The 20,400-nt window shown below is 72.9% G+C and carries 21 protein-coding genes; 9 read left to right on the top strand and 12 right to left on the bottom strand.

The annotated features are described in order from the left end of the window. Positions 1 to 35 precede the first annotated feature (35 nt). On the top strand, positions 36 to 467 hold the full coding sequence (locus DVK44_RS28590; protein WP_114663325.1) for a VOC family protein: 432 nt from the start codon (positions 36 to 38) through the stop codon (positions 465 to 467). 124 nt (positions 468 to 591) lie between these two features. Further along, the gene (locus DVK44_RS28585; RefSeq protein ID WP_114663323.1) at positions 592 to 3,192 is read left to right on the top strand and encodes a GTPase-associated protein 1-related protein; all 2,601 of its coding nucleotides are present in this window, start codon (positions 592 to 594) and stop codon (positions 3,190 to 3,192) included. Between the two features lie 115 nt (positions 3,193 to 3,307). On the opposite strand, the gene msrB is transcribed toward DVK44_RS28585, so the two are convergent. The 4 genes from msrB to DVK44_RS28565 form a co-directional block, all read right to left on the bottom strand. Beyond that, the gene (msrB, locus tag DVK44_RS28580; RefSeq protein ID WP_114663321.1) at positions 3,308 to 3,715 is read right to left on the bottom strand and encodes a peptide-methionine (R)-S-oxide reductase MsrB; all 408 of its coding nucleotides are present in this window, start codon (positions 3,713 to 3,715) and stop codon (positions 3,308 to 3,310) included. Between the two features lie 65 nt (positions 3,716 to 3,780). Continuing rightward, positions 3,781 to 5,184, bottom strand: coding sequence for a UDP-N-acetylmuramate--L-alanine ligase (gene murC / locus DVK44_RS28575; protein WP_114663319.1), 1,404 nt, complete (start codon positions 5,182 to 5,184; stop codon positions 3,781 to 3,783). A gap of 58 nt (positions 5,185 to 5,242) precedes the next feature. After that, positions 5,243 to 5,713, bottom strand: a complete 471-nt coding sequence (locus DVK44_RS28570; protein ID WP_114663317.1) for an indole-3-glycerol phosphate synthase — start codon at positions 5,711 to 5,713, stop codon at positions 5,243 to 5,245. Positions 5,714 to 5,843: 130 nt separating this feature from the next. Beyond that, positions 5,844 to 6,731, bottom strand: a complete 888-nt coding sequence (locus DVK44_RS28565; RefSeq protein ID WP_114663315.1) for a pyrimidine reductase family protein — start codon at positions 6,729 to 6,731, stop codon at positions 5,844 to 5,846. A 37-nt stretch (positions 6,732 to 6,768) separates the two neighbouring features. Between DVK44_RS28565 and zapE the strand changes: the two genes are divergently transcribed. The 3 genes from zapE to DVK44_RS28550 all read left to right on the top strand — a co-directional run bounded on the left by zapE (position 6,769) and on the right by DVK44_RS28550 (position 10,061). Beyond that, a complete protein-coding gene (gene zapE / locus DVK44_RS28560) occupies positions 6,769 to 7,872 on the top strand; it encodes a cell division protein ZapE (RefSeq protein WP_181957550.1) in 1,104 nt (367 codons plus the stop codon). Positions 7,873 to 8,017: 145 nt separating this feature from the next. Then, positions 8,018 to 8,443: an OsmC family protein gene (locus DVK44_RS28555; protein ID WP_114663311.1), complete on the top strand. Its 426-nt coding sequence runs from the start codon at positions 8,018 to 8,020 to the stop codon at positions 8,441 to 8,443. A 250-nt stretch (positions 8,444 to 8,693) separates the two neighbouring features. After that, a complete protein-coding gene (locus DVK44_RS28550; RefSeq protein WP_114663310.1) occupies positions 8,694 to 10,061 on the top strand; it encodes an alkaline phosphatase PhoX in 1,368 nt (455 codons plus the stop codon). On the opposite strand, the gene DVK44_RS28545 is transcribed toward DVK44_RS28550, so the two are convergent. Continuing rightward, positions 10,016 to 10,237 carry a hypothetical protein gene (locus DVK44_RS28545; RefSeq protein WP_114663308.1) on the bottom strand — a complete coding sequence of 74 codons (222 nt, stop codon included), beginning with the start codon at positions 10,235 to 10,237 and terminating at the stop codon, positions 10,016 to 10,018. The genes DVK44_RS28550 and DVK44_RS28545 overlap by 46 nt on opposite strands. A gap of 133 nt (positions 10,238 to 10,370) precedes the next feature. Here DVK44_RS28545 and DVK44_RS28540 point away from each other — a divergent pair, with 133 nt between their 5' ends. Next, positions 10,371 to 11,213, top strand: coding sequence for a PPK2 family polyphosphate kinase (locus DVK44_RS28540; RefSeq protein WP_228447688.1), 843 nt, complete (start codon positions 10,371 to 10,373; stop codon positions 11,211 to 11,213). A 77-nt stretch (positions 11,214 to 11,290) separates the two neighbouring features. Beyond that, on the top strand, positions 11,291 to 12,163 hold the full coding sequence (locus tag DVK44_RS28535; RefSeq protein WP_114663304.1) for a polysaccharide deacetylase family protein: 873 nt from the start codon (positions 11,291 to 11,293) through the stop codon (positions 12,161 to 12,163). Positions 12,164 to 12,188: 25 nt separating this feature from the next. Here the strand turns inward: DVK44_RS28535 and DVK44_RS36830 are convergent, their stop codons facing one another. From DVK44_RS36830 to DVK44_RS28520, 3 genes are read right to left on the bottom strand one after another with little or no spacing between them, the layout of a single operon-like run. Next, positions 12,189 to 12,341, bottom strand: coding sequence for a hypothetical protein (locus DVK44_RS36830; RefSeq protein ID WP_181957549.1), 153 nt, complete (start codon positions 12,339 to 12,341; stop codon positions 12,189 to 12,191). 35 nt (positions 12,342 to 12,376) lie between these two features. Beyond that, complete coding sequence (locus DVK44_RS28525) at positions 12,377 to 13,045, bottom strand: ABC transporter (RefSeq protein ID WP_114665505.1); 669 nt, start codon at positions 13,043 to 13,045, stop codon at positions 12,377 to 12,379. A 14-nt stretch (positions 13,046 to 13,059) separates the two neighbouring features. Beyond that, on the bottom strand, positions 13,060 to 14,046 hold the full coding sequence (locus DVK44_RS28520) for an ATP-binding cassette domain-containing protein (RefSeq protein ID WP_114663300.1): 987 nt from the start codon (positions 14,044 to 14,046) through the stop codon (positions 13,060 to 13,062). A gap of 67 nt (positions 14,047 to 14,113) precedes the next feature. Here DVK44_RS28520 and DVK44_RS28515 point away from each other — a divergent pair, with 67 nt between their 5' ends. Next, a complete protein-coding gene (locus DVK44_RS28515) occupies positions 14,114 to 14,899 on the top strand; it encodes an aminoacyl-tRNA hydrolase (RefSeq protein WP_114663298.1) in 786 nt (261 codons plus the stop codon). 39 nt (positions 14,900 to 14,938) lie between these two features. Here DVK44_RS28515 and DVK44_RS28510 read toward each other — a convergent pair whose 3' ends face one another. Next, complete coding sequence (locus DVK44_RS28510; protein WP_114663296.1) at positions 14,939 to 15,478, bottom strand: MarR family winged helix-turn-helix transcriptional regulator; 540 nt, start codon at positions 15,476 to 15,478, stop codon at positions 14,939 to 14,941. Positions 15,479 to 15,596: 118 nt separating this feature from the next. On the opposite strand from DVK44_RS28510, the gene DVK44_RS28505 reads away from it, so the two are divergent. Next, on the top strand, positions 15,597 to 17,075 hold the full coding sequence (locus DVK44_RS28505) for an MFS transporter (RefSeq protein WP_114663287.1): 1,479 nt from the start codon (positions 15,597 to 15,599) through the stop codon (positions 17,073 to 17,075). A 119-nt stretch (positions 17,076 to 17,194) separates the two neighbouring features. Here the strand turns inward: DVK44_RS28505 and DVK44_RS28500 are convergent, their stop codons facing one another. From DVK44_RS28500 to DVK44_RS28490, 3 genes are all read right to left on the bottom strand, one after another. Next, positions 17,195 to 19,315, bottom strand: coding sequence for an MMPL family transporter (locus tag DVK44_RS28500; RefSeq protein WP_114663285.1), 2,121 nt, complete (start codon positions 19,313 to 19,315; stop codon positions 17,195 to 17,197). Between the two features lie 122 nt (positions 19,316 to 19,437). Continuing rightward, entirely contained in the window at positions 19,438 to 19,698 is a 261-nt protein-coding gene (locus DVK44_RS28495; RefSeq protein ID WP_114663283.1) for a hypothetical protein, read from the bottom strand. After that, positions 19,695 to 20,051 (bottom strand): ArsR/SmtB family transcription factor, encoded by a 357-nt coding sequence (locus DVK44_RS28490; RefSeq protein WP_114663281.1) that lies wholly within the window; start codon positions 20,049 to 20,051, stop codon positions 19,695 to 19,697. Before DVK44_RS28490 ends, DVK44_RS28495 begins: the two co-directional genes overlap by 4 nt. Positions 20,052 to 20,400: the final 349 nt, after the last annotated feature.

The raw sequence follows: 20,400 nt of genomic DNA, 5'->3' as shown, positions 1-20,400 counted from the left end.
TGCCGCCCTGGGGTCATACGTATAACTTACTCACCATGTCATCTCTCGCCCTGATCACCCTCGTCGTGAACGACTACGACGAAGCCATCGCCTTCTATACGGACGCCCTCGGATTCGAGCTGGCCGAGGACACCGACCGGGGCGACGGCTCCCGCTGGGTCGTGGTCCGCCCGCGTCCCGCCGCGCCGGCCGCCGCCGCACACGCTCCCGCCGCCGCCCCCGCCTCCACCGGGCTGCTCCTCGCCCGCGCCAAGGACGACGCCCAGCGTGCGAGCGTCGGCGCGCAGACGGGCGGCCGGGTCGGCTTCTTCCTCCACACCGACGACTTCGCCCGCGACCATGCCCGGATGCTCGCCGCCGGTGTGCGCTTCCTGGAGGAGCCCCGCCACGAGCCGTACGGCTCGGTCGCCGTCTTCGAGGACCTCTACGGCAACCGCTGGGATCTGCTCCAGCCCGCCGACGGCTGACCCGGCCGGGCCCGGCTCTCCCGGACCGAGTGGTGCGGGGCCGCTCCCGCCGGTACGGTCGCCCCGAACCGTCCCCGTACGCCCGGTGGTTCGGTGAGACGACGAGCGTCAAGGGAGCCGGCGCATGAGCCTGGCGCAGTTGCACTACACCTCGGCCCCGCCGGGGCCGGACGGGTCCGGTCTGCGGCTGGCGGCGGTGACTCCCGGCACCCCCGCGCCACCGCTCGAAGAGATCGGGAGGATCTTCGGGTACGAGCCGCCGCGCGCGCACCGGCCCAATCCGTTCTACAAGGCGCTGAGCCTCAGCGCGCTCGCCGACGGCGGCCGGCTGCTTGCCAGGTCGGTGTACGCGGGCGCCGGACGGCACGGCACGGGCGAGGGCCGCGAGGCGCACGGGGCGCGTGAGGCGGCCGGGGCACATGGGGTGCGCGGCGGCGACTTCCACGCCCATGCCGTACGGCTGCCCGCGGGCGCAGCCCTGCCCGGCGGGGCGCTGCCCATCAGCGCCTGGGACTCCCCGAGATGGGCGGCCGGGCCGCCCGAGGGCGGAGTCCCCGCGCCGCTGGAGGGGCTGCCGGGGACGGGGAGCGTCGACCGGCGCGCCCTCGTCCCGTTCGCCGCCGCCCGCGCGCCGTGGCTCGTGGAGTTCCTCGCCGCGGTGCGCGAGTCGAGCGAGCGCGCGGCGGCGCCGCGGATCGTGCTTGTCGAGAGCGGCGGTACGGAGGTCGCGCGGTGGATCGCGCTGGCCGCCACCGTACTGCCGCCCGAGAGCGCCCACCGGCTGACCTTCACCACGTACGCCCGGCGGCCCCACCTCGCGCCGCAGCAGATCATCGGTGTCCTGCCGGACGACGCGCGGGAGTTGGACCGGCGCGATCCGCGCCACCGGATCATCGACTGCGCGGGCCCCCGGACGGCGCAAGCCGCCGGATCGGCACCCGAGGAGCCGTACGACGTCTGGGCGGAGACCGCCGCGCGGATCTGGCGGGGCGGCGCTCCCGAGGCGTTCGCCGAGGCGCACGCCTTGTCGGGCTCCGTATCGAACTCCCTGTCGGACGGCCCGTTCGCGCCGGGGCCGCTCGCCGTGGTCGCGCTGTGCGCGGGGATCGCGCTGGAGACGAACGGGCGTACGGTGGCGGCGCTTTGGGCGCGCGACCACGCGGCCACCCTGGACGCGCGGTGGCCGCACCGGCTCGTCGAGGCGCTGCGCGCGCCCGCCGAGGACGACCGCACCCCCGCCGAACTCGCCGCCCTGACCAGTCTGTTCACCGCGCTCGACGGCCGCGCACCGGCCGGCACGACCGCGCTGCTCGGGGCGCTCGTCGTGACCGAGGCGGTACGGTCGCCGGGCGGCTCCGGGGTCGAACCGGCCGTGCTGCGGGCCGCGTTGTTCCCCGACGATGTCAAGCGGCGCCTGGCCACCGAGCTGAGCGCCGAGCTACGAGCCGGTATCGCGAGCCACCCAACGAACGGCCACCCCACGGACGGCGACCCGACAAACGGCGAACCGGCGAACGGCGCCCCGGACACCTCCCGCGCGGTGGAACTGCTCTGTGTCGCCGAGCCGTTGGGCGTGGACTGCGCGGATCTGCTCCCCGGTCTCGCCCACCGGCTGGCCCGCGCGCTGCTCACCGCCCCGGAGGCCGCGTACACCCCCGCCGTACGGACCGCGCTGGAGGAGCACTTCGATCTGCGGGCCGCGCTGCTCGGCGCGCTCGACGGCCTCGCCGCCGGCGATCCCCCGGCCGCCGTGGCCCTGCTCGGCCGGATCCCCCTTTCCCTGGCGGGAGTTCAGACCCTGCCGCAGCTGCGGATGTGCGCGCGGCAGCACCGCCCGGCGGACAGCGCGCAAGGAGCGGACAGCGGCGATCGCGTCGCCGCACTCACCGCACTGCTGCGCGCCGCCGGTGTCTCGCCGTTCGCCGATCCGCTCGTCCTGCGGACCGCCGTCCGGCTGGTATGGCCCGAGGGCGTCCCGACGCCGGGCGAGGCACGGCAGTTGCTCGCCGCGACCGGCTCGGACGCGCACCGCGCGGCGGGCACCTGGACCGTACTGGTACGGGCCGCCCTCGACGGACCGGAGACCGGTCAGGCCGGCCGGCACTCCGACGCTCCCGGTCTCGCCCACGATCTGCTGCGCTCATTCCCGCGGGAGGTGACTCCCCCGGTACGCCGTACCCTCCAACTCCTCGCGTTCGCCGGGGAACTGGCGGACGGACCGCCCGCGGCCGACTGGACCGCGCGCGCCCTGTCGCTGCGCGCCGGCGCCGAGCCCGTACAACCGGGCCTGCTGGATACGGTGTTCGGGATCCTCGCCCGGCAACTGCTCTCCGAGGCAAGGCCGGAGGGCGAGCTGTACGCCCTGGTCCACTCCGGCGACGCCGAGTTGCTCGCCGCGTACGACCGGGCCGCCCGCGAGGAGCGGGTACGGGACCGGCTGCGCACGACGCCCGCGTACGCGGCGGACTGTTTCACCGCGTGGTCCGCGCTCCCCGGCGCGAACCGGGCCTGGGACGAGACGCGTACGGCCCTGCTCGACAAGGTGCTCCGGCCCGTGGTGCGCGCGCTGCCGGCCGCGGACGCCGAGTCCGTCGCGGAGTGTCTGCGCGCCCGGGGTGCGGGCGATGCCAGGGTGGCGGAGTTCCGTACGTGGAGCCGGCCCGGCGCGCTCGGGCGGCTCGGTCTCGGGAGAGGCAAGCGGCCCGGGACCAGGGACCGCCCCTGACCCATGGAAACGGAACCGGAAGCGGCGCAAAAAAACGGACCCCCGGGCACCTCAGCGCCCGGGGGTCCGCCCGTCTGTCGGTCCAGCCCGTCGGTCCAGCCGGTCGGTCCCGGCGTCAGCCCTCGTCCGCCGCCAGCCGCAGCGAGATGCTGTTGATGCAGTACCGCTGGTCGGTGGGGGTCGCGTACCCCTCGCCCTCGAAGACATGGCCCAGATGCGAGCCGCAGCGGGCGCAGCGGACCTCGGTCCGGCGCATGCCGTGGGAGGTGTCCTCGATCAGCTCGACCGCGTCCGTGTCCTTCGGGTCGTAGAAGGACGGCCAGCCGCAGTGCGACTCGAACTTGGTGTCGGAGCGGAAGAGGTCGGCGCCGCACGCGCGGCAGGAGTAGACGCCGGTCGTCTTCGTGTCCGTGTACTCACCGACGAAGGCGGGCTCGGTGCCGGCCTCGCGGAGCACCCGGTACTCCGCGGGAGTCAGCTCCGCGCGCCACTGCTCGTCCGGCTTGTCGATCTCGTACGGCATTTCGCTCTCTCCCTACAGTCCGCCCGGCTCGGCCGGCCGGGCTCGGCCGACCGGCACGGCCGGTCTCAGTCGGCCAGACGCGCCAGGATCAGCGGACCGAGGTCCGTGACATCGCCCGCGCCCATGGTGAGAACGAGATCGCCGGGCTTCGCCATTCCCGCTACGGTCTCCGGGATCGCGTCCTTGTCGTGGACGGCCGTGACCGCGGCGCCGGCGGCCTCGGCCGCGTCGACGATCAGCGCGCTGGTGACCCCCGGGACCGGGTCCTCGCGGGCCGGGTAGATGTCCAGGACCACCGAGGCGTCGGCGAGGGCGAGCGCCCCGCCCATCTCGGTGGCCAGCTCCTGCGTACGGGAGAACAGATGCGGCTGGAAGACCACCAGCAGCCGGGAGCCGACCGGCGCGGCGGCGCGCATCGCCTCCAGGTCGGCGGCCATCTCGGTCGGGTGGTGCGCGTACGAGTCGATGACCTGGACGCCCGCGGCCTCGCCCTTGAGCTGGAGGCGGCGCTTGACGCCGGTGTACTTGCCGAGCGCCGAGGCCAGATTGTGCGCCGGGATACCGAGGGCGACCCCGGCGGCGAGCGCGGCGACGGCGTTGAGGGCGTAGTGCCGGCCGGGCACGGAGACGGTGAAGGTGAGGAAGCGGCCGTCGAGGACGACGGTGACCTCGCTGGTCAGACCGCGCGCGGTGATCTTGTGGACGCGGACGTCCGCGCCCTCGCTCTCGCCGTAGGTGACGACCGTGAGGTCCGCGCGGCCCGCGACCCGCGCGGTCAGCTCGGCGGCGCCGCTCTGGTCGGCGCAGACGACCAGGGTGCCGCCGGGGACGATCTTGCCGGTGAAGGTCTCGAAGGACTCGTGGATCTCTTCCATCGAGGCGTAGTTGGCGTGGTGGTCCAGCTCGACGTTGAGGACGATCGCGACCTCGGGGTCGTACTTCTGGAAGCTGCGGTCGCTCTCGTCCGCCTCCGCGACGAAGATGTTCCCGTCGCCGTGGCGCGCGTTCGTGCCGGGGCCCGCGAGGTCGCCGCCGATGGCGTACGACGGGTCGAGGTTCAGCTCGGTGAGCGCGACGGCCAGCATGGAGGTGGTGGTCGTCTTGCCGTGGGTGCCGGCGACGGCGATCGCGCGCGCGCCGTCCATCAGCGAGGCCAGCGCGTCGGAGCGGTGGACGACGGGCACGGACAGCTCGGCGGCGCGGGCCAGCTCCGGGTTGTCGGCGCGGATGGCGCTGGAGACGACCACACAGGACGCGTCGTCCGCGAGATGCCCGGCGGCGTGGCCGATGTGCACGGTGGCCCCCAGCGCCCGCAGCGCCTCGGCGGTCTCCGACTCCTTGGCGTCGCTGCCCGCGACCTTCGCGCCGCGCTGGGCGAGGATCTTGGCGATACCCGACATGCCGGCGCCGCCGATGCCGATGAAGTGCGGCCGTTCCATGGCGACGGGGATACCGGTACCGGATGCCATACGTGTCTCTCCCAGAGTGCGAGCCGACGCGCGTCAGGTTTTGGCGCGTCGCCCCAGCCTATTCGCTGTGCGCGAAGAGTTTGAGCACCGGTACGCCGACCTTGTGCCGCGCCCGTGAGGCCCAGTCGCGGTGGAAGAACTCCTCCACGTAGTGCGGCTCGGTGAGCACGATCACCTCATCGGCCGACGACTCGGCCACGACCTCCTTGAGCCGGTCGAGCGGGTGCTCCTCCACGACCTCGCCGTCGGCCCGCGACCCCTGCGCGCGCAGCTCCGCCAGGGAGTGCGCGAGGGCGAGTTCGGCGGGCTGTCTGGCCCGGCCGCCCTCCGGTTCCTCACCCTCCCTGGCCGCGTCCCGCAGCTCGCCGAGCGCGACGTCGTCGATGGCGCGCAGCAGCAGATCGGCCTGGTCGCCGCGGGGCTGCATGAGGACGACGAAGGAGACCGTCTCGTCGCCGTGGAGGGTGGTGACGAACTCGACGTCCTCCGGAGACAGCGGCTTCTCGATCATCAATACGCTTGTGAACACGACTGGCGCCTTTCCTCTCGCAGGACCGTACGGCCCGCTGCGGAAACCATCCTTCCCCGTGCCCGCACGGGGTCTCTCAAGGTAAGTCTGCCCACCGGAGGCTAACCGGAACGGTGAATTCCGCCGATTGTCAGACGCCGTCCGTGCCGCCGGTGCCGCCCGTACCGCCGTCGGCGCGGACGGCACGAGGGGCGCCGGGACCCCGGTGGTACCGGGTGAAGAGGAATCCGTCCTGCTCCAGGAGCGACGCCAGGACGAACCGCTCGGGCACGGCGACGGCAGGACCGCCCGCGACACGCTGCGCGGAGCCCGCCGTGAGGGTCGGAGACACCGTCAGACACAGCTCGTCCAGCGCCCCGGCGGCCACGAACTGGCCCAGCAGCCGGGGCCCGCCCTCGGTGAGCAGCCGGACGAGTCCGCGCTCAGCCAGGGCACGCAGGGCCCGTACGGGATCCACCCCGGCCCCCTCCCCGGCGATCACCACCTCCGCGCCCGCGTCCCGGGCCGCGCGGATCCGCTCGGCGGGCGCGGCGTCACCGGTCAGGACGAGCGTGGGGACGAGGGGTTCGGTGAACAGCGGGGCGGTGAAGTCGAGGCCGAGGCCCGCGCTGATCACGGCGATCGCCGGTGCGGGCCCCTGGCCGGCCGCCGCCCGGCGCGCGGCGAAGGCGTCCCGGGCGCGGGCCGGCCGGTACCCCTCCAGCCGAACCGTTTCCGCGCCCACCACCACGGCATCGGCGAGCGCCCGCAGGGTGCCGAAGACCCGCATGTCGGCGGGCGAGGAGAGCAACTGCGAGCGGCCGTCGTGCGCCGCCGCGCCGTCCAGCGTGGAGACCATGTTGGCGCGCAGCCACACCCCGCCGTTCCGGTCCTCCGCAGAGGCGTCCACGGAGGCGTCCGCGTCGGCCTCCGGATAGGCGGCCTCCGGATAGGCGTACGCGTCGGCCAGTTCGTCGAACGTCCATTCGCGGTCGGCGGCGGAGGGTGTCTGATCGGTCACAGGGAACAGGCGGCGCATGCGAAGCAGTCTGGCACGGCGCATAGAGTTATTAACTGTGTCGTCCTTCCCCGCCGCCCCCGGCAGCTCCCCGATAACCGCAGCGGCCCCGCTCTCCCTGTGCGCACGCGCGCCACAGGTCCCGGCCGACCGGCTGGTGGCCGAGATGGTGCCGCCGCCGCGCTTCGATTCCGTACGGTTCGACACGTACGTGCCCGACCCGAACCAGCCCAGCCAGTCCGGCGCCGTCACGGTGCTGAGCGCCTTCGCGGCGGGGCTCGGCGGCGCGCATCTCGCGGAGGGGTCCGGGCCCGGCGGCAAGCGGCGCTGGTTCACCCGGAAGCCGCAGCCGCCGGCCGGCCCGCGCGGGGTCTACCTGGACGGCGGATACGGGGTCGGCAAGACGCACCTGCTGGCGTCCCTCTGGCACGCGACTCCGGCCGCACCGGAGAAGAAAGCTTTTGGCACGTTTGTGGAGCTGACGAACCTGGTCGGCGCGCTGGGCTTCCAGCAGACCGTGGAGACGCTCGGCGGCCACCGGCTGCTCTGCATCGACGAATTCGAGCTGGACGATCCGGGCGACACCGTCCTGGTCTCCAGTCTGCTCAGCCGGCTGGTCGACAAGGGCGTGGCGCTGGCCGCCACCTCGAACACCCTGCCGGGCAAGCTCGGCGAGGGCCGGTTCGCCGCCGCCGACTTCCTGCGGGAGATCCAGGGGCTCTCTGCGCGCTTCCGGCCGCTGCGCATCGACGGCGAGGACTACCGGCACCGGGGACTGCCCGAGGCGCCCGCGCCGTACTCCGACGAACAGGTGACCAAGGCCGCGTACGCCACCGAAGGCGCCAGCCTCGACGACTTCCCCGGGCTCCTCGGCCATCTGGCGTCCGTCCATCCGAGCCGCTACGGCGCGCTGACGGACGGGGTGCGGGCCGTCTGCCTCACGGATGTCACGGCGGTGCCCGACCAGTCGACGGCGCTGCGGCTCGTCGTGCTCGCGGACCGGCTCTACGACCGGGAGGTGCCCGTACTGGCCTCGGGACTGCCGTTCGACCGGCTGTTCAGCGAGGAGATGCTGAACGGCGGCTACCGGAAGAAGTACTTCCGGGCGATCTCCCGGCTGACCGCGCTCGCGCGGGACGCGAAGGGACTGGTCGCGCAGTAGGTTTCACCGGAGAGCCGGACGGGCGGCCGTACGGACCGCACTGCCCGTCGGACCGCACAGCCCGCGCAGGACCGCACAGCCCGCGCAGGACCGCGCAACCCGCACATCCCGCACAGGACCGGACAGCGAACGGAAGGGTTCCACCATGGCCACCACGCGTCAGGCACACACCGTCTGGGAGGGCGACCTCCTCAAGGGCACCGGCACCGTCTCCTTCGACTCCTCCGGCATCCCGGACCAGGCGGTCTCCTGGCCCTCCCGCGCCGACAAGGCGAACGGGAAGACCAGCCCGGAGGAGCTGATCGCCGCCGCGCACTCCAGCTGCTTCTCGATGGCGCTCTCGAACGGCCTGGCCACCGGCGGCACCCCGCCGGTCCGGCTGACCACCCGGGCCGAGGTCACCTTCCAGCCGGGCACCGGCATCACGGGCATCCATCTGACGGTGGCGGGCGAGGTGCCGGGCCTCGACGCGGCCGGCTTCGAGAAGGCGGCCCAGGACGCCAAGGCGAACTGCCCGGTCAGCCAGGCGCTCGCGGGTACGACGATCACGCTGAGCGCGTCGCTCACCTGATCGCCGTACCCGACCGGCACCCGGCGCCCGGCCCGTACGCGCGGGCGCCGGAATCAGCCAGCTCCCGCCGACCGCCCGTTGCAGGCGCCCCACGCGGCACATGAGGCTCTGGAGCGACGACCCGCACGGAACCCCCGCACGGAACCCCGCACGGTTCAACCCGTTCGCCCGTCCCCGGACACCCGTGGGCCGGGGGGACATGTGGGATACCTACGGGTCAGGTCTCTGTCCGCCAGCAGGGAGTTGCCTCATGACCTCGACACGCCGTCAGATCCTCGCCCGCACCGGTGCGACCGCGCTGGGCATCACCTTCACCGGAGCCGTCTCCGAACTGTTCACCGGCTCCGCCGACGCCGCCCAGCGGCTCGGCCACAGCGGCTACGGGCCGCTGGTCCCCGACCCGGACGGGCTGCTCGACCTGCCCCGGGGGTTCCGCTACCAGGTCCTGTCCCGGGAGGGCGACCAGCTCCGCTCCGGCGAGGGCCGGGTGCCCAGCAACCACGACGGGATGGCCGCCTTCGCCGGGCGCCGGGGCCGGATCCATCTCGTCCGCAACCACGAGAACCGCCGGGGCGCCCCGATCGCCGTCCCGGCCGTCGAGGGTCTCACCTACGACCCGACGGGCAAGGGCGGCTGTACGGCGCTCGAACTCGACGGGCGGAACAACGTCCTCGGCGAGCGCGTCGCCATCGCCGGCACCGCCGTCAACTGCGCGGGCGGGCCGACCCCCTGGGGCACCTGGCTGACCTGCGAGGAGACCGAGGACCGGGCCGGCACCAACGGCTACACCAAGGACCACGGCTTTGTCTTCGAGGTCGACGGCGCCGACCCGCACCGCACCGGGGCCGTCCCGCTGACCGCCATGGGCCGCTTCCAGCACGAGGCGGTCGCGATCGATCCGGGCACCGGCATCGTGTACGAGACCGAGGACGCGTTCGACCACCCGTTCGGGCTCTTCTACCGCTTCCTGCCGGAGAAGCCGCGCGGCGGCGTGGGCTCGCTGCGGGCGGGCGGCGCGCTGGAGGCCATGCGGGTGCCGGGGGTGCCGGACCTGTCGACCGTCCAGGAGCCCGGCGCCGTCTTCGACCGCGTGGAGTGGGTGCCCGTCCCCGATCCGCTGGCCGCCCAGACGCCCATCCGCTACCAGGACTTCGGCCCCGGCGGTATCACCCACGCCCAGAAGCTCGAAGGCTGCTACTGGGGCGAGGGCCATGTCTACTTCGTCTCCAGCTTCGCGCACCGCTCGGCGGGCTCGGCGGCGGACCACTTCGGCCAGGTGTGGAAGTACGAGCCGGGGCGGCGCCGGCTCACGCTGGTGATCGTCTTCGGCCCCGGCACGGACATCGATCTGCCCGGCGAGTCCCCGGACAACATCTGTCTCGCCCCCAGCGGCGGCCTGATGGTCTGCGAGGACGGCGGTGGCGCGCAGCACGTGTACGGCGTGACCCGGCGCGGCGAGGTGTACCCGATGGCGCGCAACGCACAGAACGTGGGCTCCGCCGAGGACCCCGAGTGGGGCGAGTTCGCCGGGGTCACCTTCTCGCCGGACAGCTCCACGATGTACGTGAACTGCTACACGCCGGGCACCACCTTCGCCGTGACCGGCCCCTGGCGCTGACGCCGGGGCGCGGCCGGGACGGCGGCGGGGCGGACGGGCTCCCGCCAGCGGTCGCCGTCCCGGCCGATCCGGCGCACCCTCGAAGGAAGCGACCGGAAGGGGTGCGCGGTGGCCAGGACGGACACGAAGACCAAGAAGCCGAAGAACGGGAAGGCCGCGAAAGCGGGGAGGGCCACAAGGCCCGGAAAGCCCGGGAAGGCCGGTAGGTCCGGGAAAGCCGTGAAGGGCGGCGCGTACGGTACGTACGCCACGAAGCCGGCGACGGCGGCGGCCCCGAAGAGCGAGAAGCCCGGGAAGCCGCCGGCCGGCCTGCGCGAGCTGCTGCGCGTTCCCCGGGGCGTACGGATCGACCTCACCTCGTACGACACCCGGGCCACCCCCGGCCGCCCCGGCGACCCGCGCGACAAGGCGGCGGCGCTGGCGGCGGTGGCCGCGTCGGCGGAGCGGCTCGCCGGGCTCCAGGAGCGGCTGTACGCGGCGAGCACGGCGGGCGACCGGCGGCGGGTGCTGCTGGTGCTCCAGGGCATGGACACCAGCGGCAAGGGCGGCACGGTCAAGCATGTGATCAGGCTGTTCAACCCGGCCGGCTGCCGGATCAGGGCCTTCAAGACACCGACGGCGGAGGAGCGGAAGCACCCCTTCCTCTGGCGGATCCGGCGCGCGCTGCCGGAGCCCGGCGAGATCGGGATCTTCGACCGGTCGCACTACGAGGACGTACTCATCGCCCGTGTCCACGAGCTGGCCGGCCACCGGGAACTGGGCCACCGCTACGAGCAGATCAACCGCTTCGAGCAGGAGCTGGCCGACGACGGGGTGACCCTCGTGAAGGTCTTCCTCCACCTCGGGCACGACGAGCAGCGCGACCGGCTGCTGGCCCGTCTCGACAACCCGGACAAGCACTGGAAGTTCAACACCGGTGATCTGGAGGAGCGCGCGCTGTGGCCCGACTACCGGGCGGCGTACGAGCTGGCGCTGCGGCGCTGTTCCACGGAGGCGGCGCCCTGGTATCTGGTCCCGGCGGACCGCAAGTGGTACCGGAACTGGGCGATCGGCACCCTGCTGCTGGAGCATCTGGAGGCGCTGGCCCCGGCGTATCCTCCAGGGGGATTCGATGTCGAGAAGTGCCGGCGGAGGCTGCTGGAAGGCGCGTAAGCGCGCATAAGCGTCATCTTCGGGTTGCGGGAGCGCCGCGTACCCCCTACGCACTGATCATCATATATTTTCCGTGCGTGACCAGATATGTACGCGTATGCACCGCCGTCGCCCTACTCGGCGCCGCCCTCGCCGGCTGCGGTGACGGCCGCCCGGCCCCGGCGTCCGCCGCCTCCGCCCCCACGAGCGCGTCCGCCTCGCCCGCGCCCGCCGGCTCCACCCCCGCCTCCGGCTCCCCGGCGGTGAAGGGGCCGCCGACCCTGGCCCCCGGCGCCGACGGGCTGACCCCCGTCTTCGTACGCGGCGCGAAGGCGGCCGGGAAGACCGTGGCGCTCACCTTCGACGCGGACATGACGGCCGATCAGGGGCCCCGGGCGGCGGAGGGCGAGCGCTTCGACAATCCGTCGCTGATCGCCCTGCTGCGCCGGCTCGACGTGCCCTCGACGGTCTTCATGACCGGCCGGTGGGCCGAGGAGTACCCGACACAGGCCAAGGCGATCGGCACGGACCCGCTCTTCGAGATCGCCAACCACTCCTACAGCCACTACGCGTTCACCGCCGACTGCTACGGGCTCCCGGTCGTCGGCAAGGAACGGATGGCGGACGACGTACGGCGCGCCTTCGCCGCGTTCAAGACGGCCGGGGCGCGCAATGTCGTGCCGTACTTCCGCTTCCCCGGCGGCTGTTACGACGACACCGCGCGCCGCGCCCTCGCCCCGGCCGGGGTCACGGCGGTGCAGTGGGACGTGGTCAGCGGCGACGCCTTCGCGACGGACGCGGACGCCGTCGCGGCGCAGGTGCTGGCGGGGGTGCGGCCCGGCTCGCTGGTGGTGATGCACTGCACGCGCAGCGCGGCGCCCGTGACGGAGGACGCGGTACGGCAGATCGTCCCCGAGCTGCGGAAGCGGGGATACCGCTTCGTCAAGGTCTCCGAGCTGATGAAGCCCTGACCTGACCCGCACGGCTGGGCGACACTCACCCCGAGCACGCCGACCGCTGGGCCTCCTGCCACGCGCAGACCGGGCAGAGCGTCGCGCCCCTGACCGACGCCGGATACTCGGTCGGCTCCCGGCACAGCACACACTCGGCGTACGCGACCGGCACGTTCTCGCCACGGCTCTCGTCCATGCCGTCGAGCGTAACGCCGCCCCGGCCGGCGCCGGTCACTCCCGTACGGTGACCAGCGCGCACGCCACCGCCGCCGCCACGGCCGCCACCAGCGCGGCGGCGGCCAGCGGCAGCAGCGGCGTGTGGATGGCGCCCGAGCGCGAGCCGCTCACCAGCCCGACGATCGCGTACTTCGCCGGGGACCCGGGGGCCACCAGGGCCGCCAGCGACGCCAGCACACCGGCCGCGATCGACCAGCCCCGGCCGCGCAGTACCGGCCGGCTGCACAGCGCGCCGGCCGCGACGCCGACCAGCAGACAGACGGCGGCGGCCAGCAGCCCGGCCACGCCCGCCGGCAGTACCGGCACATCGACCGTGCGGTCCCCGCTGCTGTGCTTGCTGACCAGCGTGACCACCAGCGTGCCGGCCAGCCCCGTCGCCGCCGCGACGGCCACCGCCGCGAGCAGCGCCGCGAGATGGACCCGGCGGGCGCCGGTCACGGCGGCGGCGACCGCGCGGGACGCGGCCGGTTCCTGCCGTACGGAGATCCGCACCAGCCATACGGTGACGGGCAGCAGCGCCGCCGCCGCGTAACCCAGCGAGTCCAGGACCGGCTGGCCCGCCTGCACCCCGACGATCAGGAAGATCCCGTAGAGCAGGAACGGCGGCAGCCAGCGCTGCGAGCGCAGGAGCAGAGCGGTCTGGTAGCGCACCAGCGCGGTCATCGCGGCTATCTCGGTCATCGGGGGAAGCCCTCGGTCGTCGTGCCGGAAGAGGCGGACGCGGTGTCCCGGGCAGGAGTGTCGTCCTCGGCGAGGCCGGCCTCCCGCACCTCCCTGATGTGCCAGGCCGGCCGCGCCGCCAGCAGCGCGCGCAGCAGGGCGTCGGAGTGGATCGCGGGCGCCGTGAGGAGCACGGAGCCGTCGGGGCCCGGCTCGCAGCGCGGGGCGCCGGGCAGCCCGTCCGGTGGCGCGGCGCCGGACGGCCCCGACACGACGATCCGCACCAGCGCCGCGGGGTCTCCCCCGCCGTCACCGTCCCCGTCGCGGTCGCTGTCACCGGGACCCGCACCCGCACCCGCGCCCGCACCGGCCGCCGCGGCCCGGACCTCGTCGTCCGTACGGCGTACGAGCGTGCCGTCGGTCACGGCGTACACCGCGTCGGCGGCGCCCGCCAGCCGGCGCGGATCGTGGTCGACGTAGACGACGGTGCCGCCCTCGGCGACCCGTTCGGCGACGGCGCGGTCCAGCTCCGCCCGGGCCGGTACGTCGAGCCCGGTCCACGCCTCGTCGAGGACGAGCAGCTCGGGCTCGGCGAGCAGCGCCTGGGCGACGGCGACCTTCTGGCTGGTGCCCTTGGAGAGTTCGGAGAGCGTGGTACGGGCGTGTTCACCGGCGCCGAACCGGTCGAGCCACTCGACGGCGCGCGCCGCCGCCAGGGCGCTCGGCAGCCCGTGGATCCGGCCGAGATGGACCAGGTAGCCGGCGGCCGTGAGGGGCAGCGCCACCGCGAAGCGCTCGGGCACGTACGCGGTACGGCGGCGGCCGGTCACCCGCCCCTCGCTCGGTGTGTCGACCCCCGCGACCAGCCGCAGCAGGGTCGACTTCCCGCTTCCGTTACCTCCCTCGACCCGGACCAGCGCGCCGGCGGGCAGCGCGAGATCCACCCCGCGCAGCACCCACGGTCCCCGGAGACCGTAACGGCGGCCCACTCCCTCGAAGTTCATCGCCAACGTAATACCAGATGACCGGCGCCCGGCCGAACCCGTACGGCCGGGCTGGCAGACTGGGCGGGTGAACGAGAGCACCCCGGACAGTCCCCAGGCCGGCCCCCCGGACAGCCCCTTCCACGCCGACCGGACCACCCGCGACGAGGCACCGCAGTACGTACTGCCCCTGGTGGTACGGATCGAGAAGGCGGCCCCGCCCACCCGCACCGACGCCCTGGAGACGGCCGCCCGCGCGGTGCTCACGATGCTCTCCGACGAACGGTCGCTCGGCGAGGGCGAGCACGAGGGCGAGTGGGCCCGCGCGATGCGCGACTGGCAGGACGCCCGGATCCGCAAGGTGGTACGGCGCGCCCGCGGCGCCGAGTGGCGGCGCGCCACCACCCTCCCGGGCCTCACGGTGACGGGCACGGGCGCGGACACCGGCGCCGACGCGGAGGCGTCGTCCGTCGCGGAAGTACGGGTCTTCCCGCCGGTCCCGCTCGACGGCTGGCCCAAGGAGCTGGCCAAACTCCAGGTCTCCGGCACCGATCTGGCCGACCCCGCTCCCCCGCCCGCCCCCGAGGACCCCACCCTGCCGGTCCTGTGGCTGAGCCCAGGCCTCGACATGTCGGCGGGCAAGGCCATGGCCCAGGCCGGCCACGGCGCCCAACTCGTCTGGTGGGAACTGTCGGACACGGACCGCAAGGCATGGCACGCCTCCGGTTTCCGGCTCGCCGTCCGCACGGCCACCCCGGACCGCTGGCGCCAACTCGCCACCGCCGGACTGCCGTTGGTCCGCGACGCGGGCTTCACGGAGATCGCCCCGGGCTCCGCGACGGTGATCGGCGAGCATCCGTCGCTGCGCGGCTGAACGCTCAGGCCGCCCGGCCCGCTCGCCGAGCCGGGGTGCTCAGCGCGTGCGGGTCCTCGCGCCGGTGCGGGGTCCGGGGGCCTGCCGGCCTCCTGAGCGGCGGTGGGCGGGTTCGGGGACGTCGCGCAGCAGCTGGGTGTGTTCGTTCTGGATGTCGCGGGTGAAGGCGAGGAAGTCGATCACCGTCTCGATCTGTTCGGGGGTGAAGCGGGCGGCGACCTTCTCGGCGGCGTCACCGATGAAGGGTGCGGTGAGGCGGCGGGCGAGGCGGGTCGCCTCGGGGGTGACCCGGACCAGGCTGCGGCGCCGGTCGGTGGGGTGGGGGGTGCGGGTGATGTAGCCGAGCTTCTCCAGACGGTCGAGCATCGTGGTGACGCTCCCGGTGGTCAGACCCATGCGCGTACTCAGCGCGCTGGGGGCGAATTCCTCCTGGGAGAGCAGGATCTCCAGGCAGCGCAGATCTGTCTCGTTGACGCCGAGCCGGTGGGCCAGCTCGCGGTCGTAGTCGTCGACGGCGGCCTGGTAGCTCTGCACCGTGGCACCGAGGCGTTCCCCGACCGACTCAGGTTCGCTTGACATTCGAGGAATCTCCCTGCACGGTGGAAGGAAAGTACCTTGACATCCAAGGTACTGGACGGCGGGCTCGTGCTCACGAGCCGACAACACCCTCTCCCATCATGCTGAAAGGTGCTTCCCCATGAGCGGCGTCTCCCCGCACGGACCAGACAGTGCCCCGAAGTTCCGAAGCCTGGCGATGCTCGTCCTGATCTTCGCCAACTTCATGGACCTGATCGACGCCACCGCCGTCAACGTCGCCCTGCCCTCCATCCAGCGGCACCTGCATACCGACGCCTCGCACCTGGAGTGGATCGTCGGCGGCTACACCCTGGCGTTCGCGGTCGTACTGATCACGGGCGGGCGCCTGGGCGACATCTTCGGCCGCAGAACACTCTTCCTGACCGGAGTCGCCGGCTTCACCGCGGCCTCGCTGGCCGCCGCGCTGGCCGGCAACGGCGACATCCTCGTGGCCGCGCGCATCGTCCAGGGCGGCTTCGCGGCCCTGATGGTCCCCCAGGTCATGGCCTCGGTCCAAGCCCTCTACAAGCCCAGGGAACGCGCCGGTGTCTTCGGCGTCATCGGCGCCGTCGCCGGTCTCGCCGCCGTCCTCGGCCCCCTCCTCGGCGGCTGGCTCGTCAGCGCCGACCTCTTCGGCTGGAGCTGGCGCTCCATCTTCGCCATCAACATCCCCATCGGCATCGCCCTGACCCTCGCGGCCCTGAAGTGGGTCCCCAACACCCGCTCGGCCCGGCCGCTGCGCCTGGACATCCCCGGCCTGGTCCTGATCACCACCGGCCTGGTCCTGCTGGTCTACCCGCTGGTCGAGGGCCGTGCGCTGGGCTGGCCCGGGTGGATTTGGCTGATGCTCGCCACGAGCCCCGTCGTCCTCGGCGTCTTCGCCTTCCACCAGAGGCGCAGGCAGGCCCGTGACGGATCCCCGCTGGTGCCGATGTCCCTGTTCAAGAGCCGCGGCTTCACCGCGGGCAGCCTCGCCCAGTTCTTCTTCTCCGCGAGCCTGGCCGGATTCTTCATGATCCTGGCCCTTTATCTACAGTCCGGCCTCCACTTCAGCGCCATCGGTTCGGGCCTGGTCCTGCTGCCCTTCAGCCTCGGCGCCTTCATCGGCAGCGGCGCCGCCGTACCGCTGGCCGCCAGGGCCGGCAAGCCCATGGTCATCACCGGAGGCATCCTCCTGGCCGGCGCGATGCTCTGGTCGCGCCACATCATCGACGTCCGGGGCGCCGGCCTCTCCGGCTGGGACCTGCTGTGGCCCATGGCTGTGGCCGGTCTCGGACTGGGCCTTCAGGTCGTCCCGCTGGTCGACCTGGCCGTGGCCACCGTCGACGTCCGCGACGCCGGTGCCGCCTCCGGCGTCTACAACACCTTCCAGCAGTCCGGCTCCGCCCTCGGCGTCGCCCTCACCGGTGTGGTCTTCTTCCACACCGCCGGCACCCACTTCGACCCGGGCGCCTTCAAGACCGCCCTGCTCGCCGGCTCCATGGTCGCCGTCATCGGCTTCGCCCTCTCCGGCCTCCTGGGAATCCTGCTGCCCCCCAGCGGCAAGGTCCGGCACGGGATCCCCGACGGCGAGACCCCCGCACTCCAGCCCGTCCGCTGACACCCCGTACGACGGGACCGATCAGCGGCCGGGCCCATGCGAAAGGTGGTGGCCGCGCGTTTCCGCGCGGCCACCACCTTCGCCACCTGTCCGGGCAAACCGCCTGGCCTGTGTACCGGCTAGCGCCGCTGGTACTGCGGCTCGGCCATCTCCTGGCCCTGCGGGGCAGGGAGTTCGGGGCGGGTGCGGAAGAGGCTGCCGGGCCACCAGAACCATCGGCCCAGGTCGAGGGCGAGGGCCGGGACCAGGACGGTGCGGACCAGGAAGGTGTCCAGGAGGACACCGAGGCCGACGATCACGCCCATCTGCGCCAGGGTGACCAGGGGCAGGCCGACGAACACGGCGAAAGTGGCGGCCAGGACGATACCCGCGCTGGTGATGACGCCGCCGGTGGACGCCAGCCCGACGATGATCCCCTTCCTGTGGCCGTGGATCGCGGTCTCCTCCTTCACGCGGTGGATGAGGAAGATGTTGTAGTCGATCCCGAGTGCGACGAGGAACACGAAGCCGAGCAGCGGGATGGACCAGTCGACACCGGCAAAGCCCAGGACGTGCTCGAAGAGCAGGTTCGAGGCACCCAGCGCGGCGAAGTAGGAGAGCACCACCGTCGCCAGGAGCAGGACCGGGCCGACCAGTGCGCGCAGCAGCCAGACCAGCAGGAGCAGCACCACGATCAGCACGACCGGGATCACGGTCCTCAGGTCACGGTCCGCCGCCCGCTGGGTGTCCAGGACCTGCGCACTCGTACCCCCCACCAGCGCGTCCGCGCCTTCGACAGACCCGACGCTCTCGCGCAGGCCGGTGATGGTCCTGTAGGCGGCGGGGCTGTCCGGGGCGTCCTTGAGGATCACACTGACGCTGGAGAGCTTCCCGTCAGGAGTGCGCTCGCCTTCCTGGACCTGCGCGACGCCGGGTGTGGTGCGGGCGGCTTCCTCGACCTGGGGGAGGCGGTCGGTGCGGGTGATGACCGTGGCGGGGGCGGAGGCCCCGGACGGGAAGTGTCCGGCGATCTTGTCCTGCGCGATGACGGAGTCGGGCTTGGTCTGGAACAGCTCGGACTGATTCAGGCCCATGTCGATGCCCAGCGCGCTCAGCGCGAGAACGGCGGTGACGCCCACCGACATCAGCCAGGACCGGCGCGGCCACCGCGCGACCGTCGTACCGATGCGCTCCCAGACGGTGGGGCCCTGGTGGACGAGGGTGCCGTAGCGGGGCACGAAGGGCCAGAACACCCAGCGGCCGGCGATGACCAGGAGCGCGGGCAGGATCGTGATCATGGCCAGGTAGCCGGCGATGACGCCGACCGCGCCGACCAGCCCCATGGAGCGGGAGGAGCTGATGTCCGCGAGGGCCAGACAGGCCAGTCCGATCGCGATGGTGCCGGCGGAGGCCACGATCGCCGGCCCGGAGCGGCGCAGCGCGATCTTCATCGCCTCGTGTGTGTCCTGGTGGCGGTGGAGTTCCTCGCGGTAGCGGGCGATGAGCAGGAGCGCGTAGTCCGTGCCGACGCCGAAGACCAGGACCATCAGGATCCCGGCGCTCTGCGGGTCGACGGGGAGGTGCCCGTACCGGGCCAGGAGGTAGGTGCCGGCCTGGGTGAGGATGGCCGCGAAACCGACCGAGATGAGGGGGAAGACCCAGAGGACGGGGCTGCGGTAGGTGATGAGCAGCAGGACGGTGACGACGATCGCGGTCGCGATGAGGAGGGTGGAGTCCAGGGAGTCGAAGACGGCGATCTGGTCGACGAGGGAGCCGGCCGGTCCGCCGACCTTGGTGTCCAGGCCCGGTGGGGCGTTGGCGGCAACGGTGTCACGGATCCGGTCGATCCTCGCGGTCAGTTCGTCGTTCAGGTCGAGGGGGACCACCGTCATCAGGGCCCGCCCGTCCTGCGACGCGAGGGGCGGGGCGACCTGTTCGCCGGGGGCGGCGAGTTTCGCGAAGGCGGCCCGGTCCGCCGTGGCCTTGGCCCGGTCGGCGGGGGTGAGGCGGTCGGCGCTGGTGGTGTAGACGATGACGGCCGGGGTCAGCGCGTCGGTGCGGAACTTCTCCAGCTCCGTGTTGACCCGCGCCGACTCCGCCCCGCGGGGCAGGAACGCGTTGGGGCTGGTGTCCTCGACGTCGCCGAGCTTCCCGGCCAGCGGGCCGAGGCCGACGGCCAGGATGAGCCAGGCGGCCAGGACCAGCCATTTGGTTCGTCGGCCCCCGGGTACGGTGGCCAGCCGCTTGATCCAAGCGGGCATGGGTGATCTCCTTCGGGTGGGAAGTGAGGTTTTTGCGATGGGTTCGCGGAACTGCTTCTCAACCGCGGCCGGGAGCTCCAACTCCCGGCCGCAGGCATGTACGGGCCGGCGCGCGGCGCCCGTCAGTCGATCTCGCGCATCATCTTCTCCATCGAGGCGACCGAGGCCCTCGTCCGGGCCAGGTCCTCGGCGGTGCGCCGGCCGGTGTGGACGGTGTCCTCCAGGAGCTGCGCGTACTTGGCCGCGAGCTGCTGGTACTGCGCTTCGCGGGCGGACACGATGCGGGCCCGCCAGGTGAGGGCGGCCTGCCAGGCCAGCACCGCCAGGAAGAGAAAGAACCCGGCCGTGCCGAGAGCTGCCGCATTCCAGGGGTCATCGTTCACGTCACGTTCTCCTTCATGGGTTCCTTCTCCTGCTCCTGCCGGGTCGTGAGCGTCGCGGCGGCCTCGGCGACGGTGCTCGGGGTCAGCGTGTACGCGAACGGGGCCAGCTCGAAGTACTTCATCGCCTTGCCGCCCTCGGACAGCTCCAGCGATCCGACCACCAGCCCGGCCCCCTCCAGGCGTTGCAGGTGCATGTGCAGCAGCGGGCGGCCCATCCCCAGCTCCCGGGCGAGCCGGCTCACGTAGTTGCGGCCCCCCGCCAGGGCTGCCACGATCCGCATGCGGTGCGGGTTGCCCAAAGCCGCCAGGACCTTCAGCAGTTCGTCACCGCCCGGACCCTGAGCGCCGTCCATTTCCCAGGCTCCTTCTGTCTTCGACCAGTGCATGCTGGCACCGGCCGCAGGTATGCGTCAAAGAATCCTGACAGGTGTCAGGGATATCTAAGGGTTCTCCCTGACCTGGGAGTACGGGGTACGGGGCATGGGCCGGGCCGGCCGCGCCCGGGATGAGGCTCGGTGGCTCGGCCCGGGAACCCGTTGCACGGTGAACGGAACGTCAGATCGCCCCAAAGCGGGTCCGCGACAGCGAGCGTGAGTATCCGTCGCCGCGTGGTTGAACGCTCAAGCCCCGGCGTGCGTATCTTCCGGTACCGCCAGGTAGGTTGAACGGCCGGTTGGCCGGCGGTCGGGTCAGCGGTGTCAC

It is taken from the genome of Streptomyces paludis (genome assembly GCF_003344965.1).
In the GTDB taxonomy this organism is placed as follows: Bacteria; Actinomycetota; Actinomycetes; order Streptomycetales; family Streptomycetaceae; genus Streptomyces; species Streptomyces paludis.
This window is presented reverse-complemented; position numbering and strand designations above follow the sequence as displayed.

Excerpts from the sequence above, each read along its gene's own strand:
- DVK44_RS28505 (WP_114663287.1), top strand. The coding sequence starts at position 15,597 with ATGAGCGGCGTCTCCCCGCACGGACCAGACAGTGCCCCGAAGTTCCGA.
- DVK44_RS28490 (WP_114663281.1), bottom strand. The coding sequence starts at position 20,051 with ATGGACGGCGCTCAGGGTCCGGGCGGTGACGAACTGCTGAAGGTCCTG.
- DVK44_RS28565 (WP_114663315.1), bottom strand. The coding sequence starts at position 6,731 with ATGCGCCGCCTGTTCCCTGTGACCGATCAGACACCCTCCGCCGCCGAC.
- DVK44_RS28520 (WP_114663300.1), bottom strand. The coding sequence starts at position 14,046 with ATGAACTTCGAGGGAGTGGGCCGCCGTTACGGTCTCCGGGGACCGTGG.
- murC (WP_114663319.1), bottom strand. The coding sequence starts at position 5,184 with ATGGCATCCGGTACCGGTATCCCCGTCGCCATGGAACGGCCGCACTTC.
- DVK44_RS28590 (WP_114663325.1), top strand. The coding sequence starts at position 36 with ATGTCATCTCTCGCCCTGATCACCCTCGTCGTGAACGACTACGACGAA.
- DVK44_RS28510 (WP_114663296.1), bottom strand. The coding sequence starts at position 15,478 with ATGTCAAGCGAACCTGAGTCGGTCGGGGAACGCCTCGGTGCCACGGTG.
- DVK44_RS28555 (WP_114663311.1), top strand. The coding sequence starts at position 8,018 with ATGGCCACCACGCGTCAGGCACACACCGTCTGGGAGGGCGACCTCCTC.
- DVK44_RS28585 (WP_114663323.1), top strand. The coding sequence starts at position 592 with ATGAGCCTGGCGCAGTTGCACTACACCTCGGCCCCGCCGGGGCCGGAC.
- DVK44_RS36830 (WP_181957549.1), bottom strand. The coding sequence starts at position 12,341 with ATGGACGAGAGCCGTGGCGAGAACGTGCCGGTCGCGTACGCCGAGTGT.
- DVK44_RS28525 (WP_114665505.1), bottom strand. The coding sequence starts at position 13,045 with ATGACCGCGCTGGTGCGCTACCAGACCGCTCTGCTCCTGCGCTCGCAG.
- msrB (WP_114663321.1), bottom strand. The coding sequence starts at position 3,715 with ATGCCGTACGAGATCGACAAGCCGGACGAGCAGTGGCGCGCGGAGCTG.
- DVK44_RS28500 (WP_114663285.1), bottom strand. The coding sequence starts at position 19,315 with ATGCCCGCTTGGATCAAGCGGCTGGCCACCGTACCCGGGGGCCGACGA.
- DVK44_RS28550 (WP_114663310.1), top strand. The coding sequence starts at position 8,694 with ATGACCTCGACACGCCGTCAGATCCTCGCCCGCACCGGTGCGACCGCG.